Origin of the sequence: Dongia sp. (genome assembly GCF_041906375.1) — a bacterium.
In the GTDB taxonomy this organism is placed as follows: domain Bacteria; phylum Pseudomonadota; class Alphaproteobacteria; order Dongiales; family Dongiaceae; genus Dongia.
Map to the genome: position 1 here is coordinate 709,678 of NZ_JAYRJJ010000001.1, position 14,136 is coordinate 723,813.

A 14,136-nucleotide genomic window follows, 5' to 3' on the forward strand; every position below is an offset into this window, starting at 1 on the left:
CTCCCGAGAATTACGGGACATCCTTTAGCATATTGTAATAAATGGGCAAATCTGCCGGTACGAAGGCCGTTGCGGCAAGGTCGCCGGGCGGCTACAAACCGACGCCATGAAGCCAGTTGCGCCTGAAAAACTGCTGGAAATAGAGCTTGCCGATGCGGATATGACCGCGCGGGCGGGTGGGGTATTGGCATCGCTTGCAAGGCCTGGCGACATTCTCGCCCTTTGGGGCGACCTCGGTGCCGGCAAGACCACGCTTGCGTGTGGTTTTATTGCCGCCTTGGTCCCCGCGCAGGAGGCCGTGCCGAGTCCGACCTTTACCCTGGTGCAGACCTATCCGGCCGACATCGACGGCCAAGCGGTCGAGATCTGGCATTTCGACCTCTATCGCCTCAAAACGGCGGAAGAGGCCTATGAGGTGGGAATCGAAGAGGCCTTCGCCGAGGGGATATCGCTGATCGAATGGCCGGAGCGATTGGGCTCGCTCTTGCCACGCCGGCGGCTCGACGTGACTCTGTCGCCGCTTGGCAGCGGTGATTCGCGGTGGCTGACAATCGCGGGGAACGGGGATTGGGCCGGGCGGCTCGCCGGCTTCAGATCGGCTTTGTTGGGGGAGTGACAGGGATATGAATGCAGCAACCATGACGGCCGAAGCGCGCCTGTTGCGCCGCGACCGCCTCCTGGCCGAGGCCGGCTGGGGTGAAGCGGATCTGCGCCTGCTGGCCGGCGACGCCTCGTTTCGCCATTATGACCGGCTTACCCTGGGTGGGAAGACAGCCGTGCTGATGGACGCGCCGCCGCCGATGGAAAATGTGCGCCCCTTCGTACGCATCGGCCGCCTGCTGAAAGCCCTCGGCTTCAGCGCCCCGGAAATCTTTGCCGAAGATGCCGAAGCTGGCTTCCTGCTGCTGGAGGATCTCGGCGATCAGACCTACACGCGGGAACTTGATGCCGGTGGCGATCCGGAAGCGCTCTATGCGCTGGCGACCGACACGTTGATCGCCCTGCATCGTGCCATGCCAGCAGCAGAGCTTGCAGACCTTCCGGTCTTCGACGATGCGCGGGCATTGCGTGAAGTGCAACTGCTGCTCGACTGGTATTGGCCGGCGCATTTCGGCACGCCGGCGCCGGGCGACGTGCGGGCGGAATTCGTCGCCGCCTGGCAGCAGGTGTTGCCGAAGCGCGAGGCGGCTCCAAAGAACATCGCGCTCTTCGATTTTCATGTCGATAACCTGCTGGTCGTGAAAGGGCGCAGCGGAATCGCCGCTTGTGGGCTGCTCGATTTCCAGGACGCGGTGCTGGCACCGGTGACTTTCGATCTGGTTTCGCTCCTGGAGGATGTCCGCCGCAACGTGCCTTGGAACCTGATGACGCGGATGATCGAGCGCTATCTTGCCGCCAATCCGGCGATCGATCGCGACGCCTATATGGCGGCCTATGCGATCATCGGCGCGCAGCGTAACACGCGCATTGCCGGGACCTTCGCGCGCCTCCTGAAGCGTGACGGCAAGCCCTGGTACCAGCGTTTCATGCCGCGCGTCTGGGAACTCGTCGCCCACGACATCCAGCATCCGGTGATGGCGCCGGTCGCTGCCTGGTATGCCCGCCATCTGCCGCCGCCCGCGCGCGCAGCAATCGCCACCGCCTGAAGGATTCGAGATCTTGCCCAACTCTTCCGTCAAAGTGCCGCAGACCGCCATGGTGATGGCCGCCGGCTTCGGCACCAGGTTGCGCCCCTTCACCGATACCGTCCCGAAGGCATTGGTGCCGGTTCTGGGCGTGCCGATGCTGGATGTCGTGCTCAATCGCCTGGTGGCGGTCGGCGTGAAGCGCGCGGTGATCAACCTGCATCATCTGGGCGACAGGATTCGCGCCCATCTCAAGGACCGGCGCGATATCGAGATCGTCTATTCGGAAGAAGACGAGATTTTGGAGACGGGCGGCGGCATCGTAAAGGCGCTGCCGTTGCTGGGCGACGAGCCCTTCTTCGCCATCAATGCCAAAATCATCTGGCTCAACGGCAAGACTGATGCGCTGCTGCGCCTGGCGCAGAACTGGGACGATGCGCGTATGGATGCGCTGCTGCTGCTGCAATCGACCGTCTCGGCGGTCGGCTATGACGGCAAGGGCGATTTCATCCTGGATCAGGAGGGGCGGGTGCGCCGGCGCCTGGGATGGCAGGTGGCGCCATTCCTCTATGCCGGCATCCAGATCTGCCATCCGCGCCTGTTCCGCGATCCGCCGCAAGGCGCCTTCTCGACCAATGTCGTGTGGGACCGCGCCATCGAGGAGGACCGCCTGTTTGGCCTCCGCCATGACGGCGAGTGGTATCATGTCTCGACCCCGCAGCATCTCAAGGATGTCGAGCGGCATTTGAGCTTCCACGGCATCAAATTCTAAGCCAAGCTGCCTCGCCGAAACAGGTGAGGGCGATGGGGCTGTTCGACCGCGAGTCGCATGTCTGCTGCATTCCGACGGGCGTGAGCTTTGTCGATGCGATGGCTTTTGGCCTGATGCGCGAGACGGCGGACGATCCCTTGCGACTCAGCGCCATCACCGTCCTGCTGCCGAATCGCCGCGCCTGCCGTGCCGTGCAGGAAGCATTCCTGCGCATGGGGGCCAGCGGCGGGCGGGCCCTGATGCTGCCACGGCTGATGCCGCTCGGCGATCTCGACGACAGCGAACTCGGTTTGCAGGGGTTGGCCCTCGATCTCACCTTGGGCGAGGATCTGGCCGAACCTCTGCCGCCGGCGATGCCGTCCATGCGGCGGCATCTGTTGCTGGCGCGTCTGGTGCAGGGGGCAGCGGCGGCGACTTTGCCTAGCGGCGACATGTCTTTCGATCAGGCGGCGCGTCTGGCAGCGGAACTGGCGCGCCTGCTCGACCAGGTCGAGACCGAACGGCTCGACTTTGCCGACATCCGCGGGCTGGCGCCGGAAGAGCTGGCGGAGCACTGGCAACTCACCCTGCGCTTCCTTGATATCCTGCAGCAGAACTGGCCGGAAATCCTGGCAGCGGAAGGTGCCGTCGATGCCGCGAGGCGGCGCAATTTGCTGCTCGAGCGGCAGACTCGGCTGTGGCGTGAACAACCACCGCAGCATCCGATCATCGCCGCCGGTTCGACCGGTTCGATTCCAGCCAGCGCCGACCTCATCGCGACGATTGCGGGCTTGCCGCAAGGGCTCGTCGTCCTGCCCGGTCTCGACAGCAACGCCGATGCGGCACAATGGCAGCAGATTTCCGTTGATCCGGCGCATCCGCAATTCGGTCTGGCGCAACTGCTGGCACGGTTGGAAACGGCGCCGACCTCCGTCTGGACCTGGCCGCATGAACTGCCGGACGGACCGCGGCGCCCGGCACCCGCCATCCGCAGTCGGATTGTCAGTGCGTCATTGTTGCCTGCTGATGCCACGACTGAATGGCCGGCCGTCGCCGCAAAATTGCGGCCCGCGGCAGACCTTGCCTGGCGCGATGTACAGCGCATCGACTGTCGCACCGAACAGGAAGAGGCCGGCGTCATTGCCCTGATGCTGCGCGAAGCCGTGGCGCAGCCGGCGCCTTTTCGCGCCGCCTTGGTGACTCCCGATCGTGGCTTGGCGCGGCGCGTGGCGGCGGAGTTGCGGCGCTGGGGCATCGTCATCGACGATTCCGCCGGCACGCCTTTGCCGATGACGGGCACTGGCCTGTTCTTCCATCTGGTGGCCGAAGCGCTCGCTGAAGATCTGGCCCCTGTCCCGCTGCTGGCCTTGGCCAAACATCCGCTGGCGGCCGCCAGCATGCCGCATGCGGAGTTCCAGCGCCAGATCCGCCTGCTGGAACGCAAGATCCTGCGCGGGCCGAGGCCTGGACCGGGGCTCGGCGGGCTTGAGGCTGCCTTTGCCGCCGCCGACCTCTTCGAGGGGCCGGATCGTATGGCGCTGCGCGCATTGCTTGAGCGGCTCAAGGGTATCATTGGCGCCGTCGGCGATTGGTCGGCGCCGATGCCTCTCGCCGACCGACTGAGCGCGCATGTGAAGCTCGCTGAGGCGCTTGCCGCGCGCCCCGAGGGCGAGGGCGGCCATTTCCTGTGGCAAGGCGAGGCGGGCGAAGCCCTGGCCGGCTTTGTCGCCGAAATGCTGCAGGCGTCGGCCGGCATGGAACCGGTCGATGCCGGAACGTATGCGGCCCTGCTCGGCGAATTGATGAACAATGTCGATGTGCGGCCACGCTTCGGCCTGCATCCGCGCCTCTTCATCTGGGGGCCGCTCGAAGCACGCTTGCAGCAGGTCGATCTGATGATCCTCGGCGGCCTCAATGAAGGCATCTGGCCGGGTGATGTGGCCGTCGATCCATGGCTTAGCCGGCCCATGCGGCGGGAATTCGGCCTGCCGGCGCTCGAGCGCAAGATCGGCCTTGCCGCCCATGACTTCCAGCAGGCACTCGGCGCGCCGCAGGTGGTGATGACGCGGGCACAACGTGTCGGCGGCAAACCCAGTGTGCCGTCGCGCTGGCTGTTGCGCCTCGATGCTTTCCTGCGTGCGTTGGGATTGGTTGAGCCGATCGAGGGGCCCAGCCAGTATCGCGGCTGGCAGGCGCGCATCGACAGGCCGCGCGAATTCTTATCCATCGGCCGGCCGGAACCACGGCCCGGGGCCAAATATCGCCCGACCGAACTGCCTGTGACCGATATCGAAAAATGGATGCGTGATCCGTACGTGCTCTATGCGCGGCGCATCCTGCGTCTGAAACCGCTCGATCCGCTCGACCAGGATGCCGGTGCGGCCGATCTCGGCAATCTCTTCCACGGCATTCTCGACCGCTTCCTCAAAGAGACATCGCTGCCTTTGCCGGCTGATGCCGAGGCGCGGCTGCTACAGGTGGGTGAGGCGGAGTTCGCCCAGCACATGGCGCGACCGGCCGTCTGGGCCTTCTGGTGGCCACGCTTTCGGCAGATGGCGGCCTGGTTCGTGGCGGAGATGCGCGCCCGCGAACAAGGCATTGCGTCAATCGTCACAGAAAGTAGCGGCCGACTGACGATCGACAGCGTGACACCGCCCTTTACACTGACAGCCAAGGCCGACCGGCTCGATATCCAGCGCGATGGGCGCCTCACCATCATCGACTACAAGACCGGCAAGCCACCCAGCGCCCAGGACGTGGCCCTCGGCTTCTCGCCGCAATTGCCGTTGGAAGCCGCCATCGCCAGCCAGGGTGGCTTCGACCGCGTGCCGACGGCGCCGGTGGCGGCAATGGAATTCTGGCATCTCAAGGGTGGGCGGGGTGGATCGGCCGTGGTGCCGATCAAGGAACCGGGCAGCAAGGCGCCGGTCGATCCGATGACACTGGCGGTCGACGCCTTTCAGGGGCTGAAGGCGCTCGTCGCGCATTTCAGCGACGACACGTCCGCTTATGTCGCCGAGCCGCGTGAAGGTTTCGCGCTGACCTATAATGATTACGCGCATCTTGCCCGCTATGCCGAATGGTCGAGCGAGGGCGAGTCATGAAGCTCGTTCCTTCCCTCACACCGACCGAACTCGCGACGAACTATCAGCGCCGCGCCGCCGACCCGGCACTTTCCGTCTGGGTCTCCGCCTCGGCCGGGTCCGGCAAGACCAAGGTTCTGCGCGACCGCGTGCTGCGCCTGCTTCTCGACGGTGCGCGGCCCGAACGCATCCTGTGCCTCACCTTCACCAAGGCGGGCGCGGCGGAAATGTCGAACCGTGTCGCCACCACCCTGGCTGAATGGGCCTCGATCCCGGAAGCGGATTTGCACAAACAGCTCAAGGAATTGCTCGGCGACGTGGCGCTTGCCACCCACAAGTCGAAAGCACGCGGCCTCTTTGCCAAGGTGCTGGACGCGCCGGGTGGCATGCGGATCGAGACGATCCATGCCTTCTGTCAGTCCCTGCTGCGGCGCTTTCCACTGGAAGCGGGCATCGCACCGCATTTCCGCCTGATCGAAGAACGCGACACTCAGGCGCTGCTGTTCGAGGCGCGCGAAGACATGCTGAATGCCGCGCGGACGGGCCACAATGTGGAACTCAGCGCCGCGCTCGCGCATCTGGCAGATCGCGCCGGCGAATTCACCAGCGACCGTGTCCTTGGCGACTTGTTGGGCGCGCGGGCGAAGCTTCTGGCCTTGCAGCAGCGCATGGGCGGCATTACCGGCTATCGCCAGGCGCTGGCGCGATTGCTGCGCATCGATGCGACAGCCACCCGGGAAACCGTTCTGGCTTTGGCAGTAGAAGAATCGGCATTTGACGGCGCCGGTTTGCGCAGCGCTATCGCAGCGCTCGAAGCCGGTGCCAAGACCGATGTGGAACGTGCAGGGCGCCTGGCCAATTGGCTCTCAGCGTCACCCGAGAAGCGGATCGATGGATTTACGGACTATCTGGATATCTTCTTCAAGAAAGACGGTGATATCCGCGAAAAACTGGCAACCAAGGGAGCCCTCTCCGCATTGCCGAATGTCGATGACATCCTCCGTGCCGAAACGCAGCGCCTGCTCGCTGTCATCGAACGCCTCAATGCCATCGAAATCCTGGCGGATTCCACCGCCCTGATGATCCTCGGCCTCGATCTCATGGCGCGCTTCGGGAATCTCAAGGCGCGCACCGCGGCGCTTGATTTCGACGATCTCATTCTCGCCACGCGCGACCTGCTGGCGCGCCCCGGTATCGCACCCTGGGTGCTCTACAAGCTCGACGGCGGCATCGACCACGTGCTGATCGACGAGGGTCAGGATACGAGCCCCGTGCAATGGGAGATCCTGAAGTCGATCACGGCCGAACTGATCGGGGGGAAGGGCACCGAACGGCGTCGCGCCGACCCGAAGGAAGGCGAAAAACCGAGGTCGATTTTTGCTGTTGGCGATTTCAAGCAATCGATCTTCAGTTTCCAGGGCGCCGAACCGTGGGCCTTTCTCGATGCGCGCGATCACTTCGCCAGCCAGCTCGATCAATCGACAAGCCGTGGCGATTCCCGCACGCCGTTCGAGAATGTCGAACTGAACGTCTCTTTCCGCTCCAGCCCGGCCGTGTTGTCCTTGGTCGACCGGGTCTTTGCCAGTGATGCGAAGCAGGGCGTCATCGAGCCGGGGGCCGAAGCGATCCATCATCTGGCGGCGCGTGGCGGGGCTGCTGGCCTCGTCGAGATCTGGCCACTCTCCATTCCCCTGCTGCCCGATCTGCCGCTCGCCTGGTCGCCGCCCGAGGTCGTCGCCAACCGGACCGATCCGATCACGCGCCTTGCCGGGACGATGGCTGCCCGCATCGCCGCCATGATTTCCGCCGGCGACATTCTGCCGGCGCGTGGGCGTCCGGTGCGACCCGGCGATTTCCTGGTCCTGGTGCGTTCGCGCAATGCCTTCGTGCCGGCGCTGGTGAAGGCTTTGAAGGCACAGGCGATCGAGGTTTCCGGCATCGACCGCCTGAAACTCCTCTCCGAACTTGCCGTGCGGGACGTTCTGGCCTTCCTCGATTTCCTGCTGCTGCCGGAAGACGATCTCAATCTCGCGGCGTTGCTGAAGAGCCCGCTCGTGGGCCTTGATGAAACCGCATTGTTCGACCTCTGTGTGGCGCGCGGGAAGGACAGCTTGTGGGACGAGCTTCGCCGCGCGGCGGATAGAAGCGAATCCTGCGCCGCGGCGGTGCAACTCCTCACCGCCTATCAGGAGCGCGCCCAGCGATTGACCCCCTACGAGCTCATCGCCGAGCTGCTTTCGGCCGGCGGCGGCCGCAAGCGGCTGCATGCGCGCCTCGGCCTGCAGGTAAGCGAGGCGCTGGACGAACTGCTCAACCTTGCCTTGGCTTTTGAGGCCAACAACCCGCCCTCGCTGCAGGGCTTCCGCCATTGGCTCGAGATATCTGAGGCGGAAGTGAAGCGCGAGCTCAGCGACGATGGTGGTGGCCAGGTGCGCATCATGACCGTGCATGGCTCGAAGGGATTGCAGGCACCGATCGTGTTCCTCGCAGAACAACGCCGGCAGCGGCCACCCCGCCCGGGTCTCTTCTGGCTGGAATCGGAAACGGATTTGCCGGTCTGGGTGGCGCGCAGCAGCCTGGATGTCCCCGTTACCGCCAAGGCCCGGGCAGGTCTCGGCGCGCGTGCTGAGGAGGAAGAGAATCGACTGCTCTATGTGGCGTTGACCAGGGCCGAGGACCGCCTCTATGTCTGCGGTTGGCGCGGCGAGCGTAACCAGTCGCAGAACAGCTGGCATGACCACGTTTCGGACGCACTCATCGACCTGCTCGCGGATGGGGCGCCGGTCAGGAGATGCGGTGCCAGGGAATGGCAGGACGAAGATGGTTGGGAAGGCGATTGGCTGCAGCTGACGACGCCGCAGAGCGACGCCGCGGAAACCAAATCGGCGAAGGCCGGTCTTCGCCTTGATCTTGATATCCCGTTTCGGGATTGGGCGCTGCACCCGGCGGAGGCGGAGGCGGAGCCGGATCCGCCGCGACCGCTCATCCCGTCGCGACCCAGTAGCGAGACGACAACCACGCCGGACAATGCGACGCTGATCTCGCCGCTCGGCCGGGACCAGGGCTTCCGTTTCCAGCGCGGCCTTGTCATCCACAAGCTCTTCCAGCTTCTGCCGGAGATGGCGGTCGCCACGCGGCGCGAAGCGGCACGGCGATGGCTGGCCAATGTCAATCGCGCCAGCGGCCTCAATGCGGACGGGCCGATGCTCGACGGGCTGGTGGCCGAGGTCATGGACGTGTTGGAGGACCCGCGATTCGCCCTTCTTTTTGCGCCGGGATCGCGTGCCGAGGTGCCGATCGTGGCGGAAATCATGGGGCGGGACGGGCGCAGCCAGATCGTCAGCGGGCAGATCGACCGGCTGGTGGTCACGGCGACGACGTGCCACATCGTCGATTTCAAGAGCAATCGGCCGCCAGCCATGCAGCCGGAACATGTCTCGCCGCAATACCTCCGGCAGCTAGCCCTTTACCGCGCTGCGGCGATGAAAATTTATCCAAATCATACAATCTCTTGCTACCTGCTTTGGAGCGCCGAGCCGCGCCTGATGGCGATCCCCGAATCGCTCCTGGCGAGTTATGCATAGGAAGCAAGCCCGCCTGTCGCAGCGCCTGCTCACCTTGACGGTGCCGATCCCCCTCCATAGATTCATCCGCATACGACGCCATCCGCAAATAGGCGACGTTCATGTGTAAAACTGGAGCGACCGCAGGCGCGGCGGCTCCATTGAAAGGGAAGACGGGATGAGCACGACCCACGTTAGCGACGCGAGCTTCGACGCCGATGTCCTGAAGTCCACGCAGCCTGTGCTGGTCGACTTCTGGGCGGAATGGTGTGGCCCGTGCAAATCGATTGCACCGGCACTTGAGGAGATCGCGCAGGAACTGAACGGCAAGCTGAAGGTCGTGAAGGTCGACATCGACCGCAACGCTCAGACGCCGAAGAAATATGGCATCCGCGGCGTGCCGACCCTGATGCTGTTCAAGGACGGCCAGGTGGCAGCGACCAAAGTCGGCGCCGAGCCGAAGCGCAAGCTGCTGGAATGGGTGAATTCGGTCATCTGACCGGCGCCCCTTTAGCCAATCGACAAAACCCCGCCGCGGCACTGCCCGCGGCGGGGTTTTTCTTTGTCCGCTTGCCGCGTGGCGGGCAACGGCGCAAGCTGCTGTCTTCCAGCGATGCGGACAGGATCATGATCTGTGCCAGCTGTGCTGCCGAGAACAAGGCCGGGCGTCAATTCTGCACCGCCTGCGGCGTTGCCTTGCCGCGCGCCTGCCCTAGCTGCGGATTCGTGAATGAACCGGCCGACGTTTTCTGCGGTGGCTGCGGTCGCGCCGTCGGCGGGAAAGCAGAGGCCGGCGAAGCGGCCGCCGAGCGGAGGCCCGTCAGCGTGCTGTTCGTCGACCTCGTCGGCTATACGGCGCTGGTGCAGAAGGCCGATCCGGAAGAGACTCACGCCATGCTGGCGCGTTTCTTTGCCATCGCCGACGAAATCATCCTGCAATTCGGCGGGCGCATCGACAAGCATATGGGCGACAATGTAATGGCGCTGTTCGGCGCGCCTATTGCCCATGGCGACGACCCGCAACGCGCGGTCAGTGCCGCACAGGCGATCCATGCCGCGATGCCAGAACTCTCCCAAAGCGTCGGCCGGCCCATGGACGTGCATATCGGTGTCGCCGTCGGCGAGGTCCTCGCCAGCGGTCTTGGCAGTGTCGCCCATAGCAGCTACACGGTCGTGGGGCAGGCGGTCAATTTGGCAGCGCGTTTGATGGAGATGGCCGGTCCAGGCGAAACCCTCGTTTCGTCGGAAATCGCCCAGCACCTTGCCAAGAACTTTCATTTGGAATCGTGTGGTGCGCAGCCGATCAAGGGATTGTCGGCACCGGTCACGGTCTATCGCGTCGGCGCATCCTTGGGCGAAAATGGGCGCGGCAGCCGGCCATTGATCGGCCGCCGTGCCGAGATCGCCCAGATCGATGCTCTGCTCACCGCCAGCCGGTCTGATGGGACAGGCGTCGCATTGCTTGTTCGCGGTGTCCCGGGGATCGGCAAGTCGCATCTTGCAGAGGAGGCGATGCGCCACGCGCGCCGCCGCAGCTTTCACATTATCATCCTGCGCATCCTTGATTTCGGTCTGGGTGCCGAGCGCGATCCGCACCGGCAACTGGCGCGCGCCCTTGCCGAGGCCACCGGCGGCATCGAACATCTCGATCCGTTGCACTATACCGTCGTCGCGTCCCTGATCGACCGGCCGCTGGACGCTGACCAGCAGCGCCGGCTCGAGGCGATGGGTTATGCCGCCCGGCAGGCGGTCCGGGCCGAGGCGATGGCCGGTCTTCTCGCGGAGGCGGCCGCACATCGGCCGATCCTGATCGCCATTGAGGACATCCATTGGGCGGATGCCGATTTCCTTTCCACGCTCGCGGCCCTCGCGGACAAGGCGGCAACGATTCGCGCTACGCTGCTGATGACCAGCCGCACCGATCCAGACCCGATCGACGCGACGTGGCGTGCCAGCTTGCGCCACGGCCATGTCATCTCGATCGATCTGGCGCCGATGTCGGAAATGGAAGCTCTGGAAATGTCGCGGCACATCGCCACCGATCTCGACCAATTCACCCGGCATTGCGTGGCGCGCGCGGAGGGCAATCCGCTTTTCCTCGAGCAGTTGCTGCGCAATCGCCTCAGCGGCGAAGTCGGAGACCTGCCGGACTCGCTGCAGAACGTCGTCCTGGCGCGACTTGACCAATTGCCGGAGGCTGAGAGGCTGGCACTGCAGGCAGCCTCGATACTCGGTCAGCAGTTCAGTGGCGCGGATCTTGCCAATCTCCTTGACCGCCCTGGCTTCGACCCTGCGTCTATGCTGCGGCGGCAATTGTTGCGCCCCGTTCCCGGCGGCTATCTCTTCACCCACGCCCTCATTCATGACGGTATCTATTCGGCGCTTACGCGCGAACGCCGGCGCACGCTCCACCGCAAGGCAGCCGCACTCTATGCCGACCGCGATCTGATCCTTCATGCCGAACATCTTGACCGGGCCGAGGCTACGGAAGCAGCGGCTGCTTATGCGCGGGCCGCCGATGCCGAAGGCAGGCTCTATCATCTCGACCGGGCTGCGCGACTGGCTGCGCGCGGCCTGGAGATTGCCCAGGGCGACCGGGATCGCTGCCGCCTGGGCCTCGTGGCTGGCCGCCGGCATCTTGACATCGGCGAGGCACAGGCCGCTCGGAAGGCCTTCGCCATTGCGCTCGATGCGAATCCGGCCCCGCTCGACCAATGCCGCGCACTTGTCGGCCTTGCCGCCTGCGACCGGCAGCTTGGCGATATCAAAAATGCCCTCCACAGCCTTGCGCAGGCGGAACCACTTGCGGCAGATGACCCCGATTTCCTCGCCGAGATCCATTACCTGCGAGGCAACCTCCATTTCGCGCGTGGCGATGGCGAGGAATGCCTGGCCTGTCACAGCCGTGCCTTGGCTGCTGCGCAACGATCCGGCACCGCGGAATGGCTGGCGCGGGCGGAAAGCGGCATCGGCGACGCCTTTTACATGCAGGGTCGCTACGCCGGCGCCGCAGAGCATTTCCGCGCCTGCATCGATATCGCGGAGGCGGCTGGCCTCATGCGCATCGTTCCGACCAATCGCGCCATGTACGGCAACTGCCAGGTCTTCTATTGCCGGTTCGACGAGGGCTTGCGCGAAATCGAACAGGCGCGCGCAGCGGCTCTGCGGATCGGCGATCGTTTTGGCGGCATGTTCGGTCTTGAATCCATGGCTTTCACCCTGATGAGCGCCCGGCGCTGGACCGACGCGGCGGGACCGGCCGAGGCGGCCTTCAGATTGGCCGGCGAAATCGGCGCCAAGCGTTATGAATCGATCACCGCCATCGTGCTGGCGATGTCGCGCAGGATGGCAGGCGAGTCTGCCGCCGCCGAGGCATTATCCGTGCGCGCGCTGAGGCTCGCCGAAGAGACGGGTTTGGGCTTTGCCGGAGCGCTTATCGAGGCGATCCATGCCAATATTCTGGGGCCGGGTGCCGCTGCGCGCCTGGCGGTAGAGCGGGGCGAAGATCTGCTGCGGCAGACCAGCATGGCGCACAATCACATCTTTTTCCGCGCGTTTGCGATCGATTGGGCAATTGTGGCGGGCGAATGGGAGCGTGTCGAACGTTATGCCGGCGACCTCGCTCAATTCACCGCTGCCGAACCGCTACCCTATGTCGAGATGATCATCGAGCGGGCGCGCCTGCTGGCGCGACTGCAGCGGGAACCGGGCGACCTCGGCGCCAGCCAGCAATTGGCGGCGCTTGCGGCACAGGCAAGGCTGGTCGATTTTCGCCTCGAGTTTCCAGATTGATCAGTCGTTTTCGGCGAGGACCGTGCCGGCAAGATAGAGTGAGCCGCAGATGAGGATGCGGCGCGATTCCGCCATGCCGCTGTCATGGGCATCGACGATCGCGCGCAAGGCGGCTTCTACCGAGTGATAGCCCTGGCTCAGCAATCCGACGCTGGCGCCGGCGGTGACGCATTCTTCGACCGAAAGGCTGGCATGGTCACCTGGAATGGCTACCGCCGCCATATCTTCGACATGCGGTGCCAATTGACTGAGGAAAGCGACCGGGTCCTTGGTGTTCAGCATGCCGAAGATGAGATGGGCGGGCTTGCCGTCCTGGGCGCGCCAGTCCGCCAACATGGCGGCGATGACTTCGCCGGCCTCGGCGTTGTGCCCGCCATCCAGCCACAATTCCCATTTTTCATTGGGCAGGCGTTCGACCAGCGGTCCCTTGGTGAGGTGCTGCATGCGCGCGGGCCAGGTCACGTTACGCAGGCCTTGTGCGATATGCGCGTCGGTAATGGTGAAGCCGTTCAGCACCGCCGTCGTCGCGATGGCGCAGCCGGCATTGCGGAACTGATGACGGCCGGCGAGGCCTGGCACCGGATAGATGCGGGGGCCGCGGCTGTCGGTGAAGCGGAGTGCCGTTTTGAGATCGCCGTCGCAATGCCATTCGTGGCCGAAGCGGTACATGGGCGCTTGGAGTTCAGCGGCTTTTGCCTCGAACACCGCCATGGCTTCGTCCGGCTGCGGCGAGACGATAGCCGGCCGGCCCTTCTTGATGATCCCGGCCTTGGCCTTGGCGATCTTGATCAAGGTGTCGCCAAGGAACTGGGTGTGATCGAAGGAAATCGGCATTAGAACGGATGCCAGCGGTTTGTCGATCACGTTCGTCGCGTCGAATTCGCCGCCGAGGCCCGTTTCCAGCAGCACGATATCGGCGGGTTCCCGCGTGAAGGCGAGGAAGGCCGCGACCGTGGTGATTTCAAAGAAGGTGATGGGGACCCCGCCATTGGCGGCTTCGCATTCCTCAAGGAGCGCTATGAGGGCATGCTCGTCGATCAGCTTACCGCCAAGGCGGATGCGTTCGTGAAAGCGCACCAGATGCGGCGAGGTATAGGTGTGGACACGATAGCCGGCGGCTTCGAGGATCGCACGCAGATAGGCGATGACCGAGCCCTTGCCGTTGGTGCCGGCCACATGCACGACGGGAGGCAGGTGACGCTCCGGATGTCCCACCGCAGCCAGCAAGCGCTGCACGCGACTGAGCTCCAAATCGATAATCTTGGGATGGAGTCTGTTAAGACGCTCGAGAACGATGTCGCTGGATCGGCCGTGGTCCATGG

General features: G+C 64.6%; 8 protein-coding genes. 7 read left to right on the top strand and 1 reads right to left on the bottom strand.

The window, feature by feature from the left end; all coding sequences use genetic code 11:
- The first annotated feature begins 106 nt into the window (after positions 1-106).
- From tsaE to ACE3OA_RS03290, 7 genes are all read left to right on the top strand, one after another.
- Entirely contained in the window at positions 107-616 is a 510-nt protein-coding gene (gene tsaE / locus ACE3OA_RS03260; RefSeq protein WP_374307818.1) for a tRNA (adenosine(37)-N6)-threonylcarbamoyltransferase complex ATPase subunit type 1 TsaE, read from the top strand.
- Between the two features lie 7 nt (positions 617-623).
- A complete protein-coding gene (locus ACE3OA_RS03265) occupies positions 624-1,646 on the top strand; it encodes an aminoglycoside phosphotransferase family protein (RefSeq protein ID WP_374307822.1) in 1,023 nt (340 codons plus the stop codon).
- A 13-nt stretch (positions 1,647-1,659) separates the two neighbouring features.
- Positions 1,660-2,397 carry a nucleotidyltransferase family protein gene (locus ACE3OA_RS03270; RefSeq protein ID WP_374307824.1) on the top strand — a complete coding sequence of 246 codons (738 nt, stop codon included), beginning with the start codon at positions 1,660-1,662 and terminating at the stop codon, positions 2,395-2,397.
- A gap of 32 nt (positions 2,398-2,429) precedes the next feature.
- Positions 2,430-5,480 (top strand): double-strand break repair protein AddB, encoded by a 3,051-nt coding sequence (gene addB, locus ACE3OA_RS03275; RefSeq protein ID WP_374307826.1) that lies wholly within the window; start codon positions 2,430-2,432, stop codon positions 5,478-5,480.
- A complete protein-coding gene (gene addA / locus ACE3OA_RS03280) occupies positions 5,477-9,043 on the top strand; it encodes a double-strand break repair helicase AddA (protein ID WP_374307829.1) in 3,567 nt (1,188 codons plus the stop codon). Before addB ends, addA begins: the two co-directional genes overlap by 4 nt.
- Positions 9,044-9,200: 157 nt before the next feature.
- Positions 9,201-9,521: a thioredoxin TrxA gene (gene trxA / locus ACE3OA_RS03285; RefSeq protein ID WP_374307831.1), complete on the top strand. Its 321-nt coding sequence runs from the start codon at positions 9,201-9,203 to the stop codon at positions 9,519-9,521.
- A gap of 128 nt (positions 9,522-9,649) precedes the next feature.
- Positions 9,650-12,814 (top strand): adenylate/guanylate cyclase domain-containing protein, encoded by a 3,165-nt coding sequence (locus ACE3OA_RS03290; RefSeq protein ID WP_374307833.1) that lies wholly within the window; start codon positions 9,650-9,652, stop codon positions 12,812-12,814.
- Here ACE3OA_RS03290 and ACE3OA_RS03295 read toward each other — a convergent pair whose 3' ends face one another.
- Complete coding sequence (locus tag ACE3OA_RS03295) at positions 12,815-14,134, bottom strand: folylpolyglutamate synthase/dihydrofolate synthase family protein (RefSeq protein WP_374307835.1); 1,320 nt, start codon at positions 14,132-14,134, stop codon at positions 12,815-12,817.
- Between the last annotated feature and the right edge of the window lie 2 nt (positions 14,135-14,136).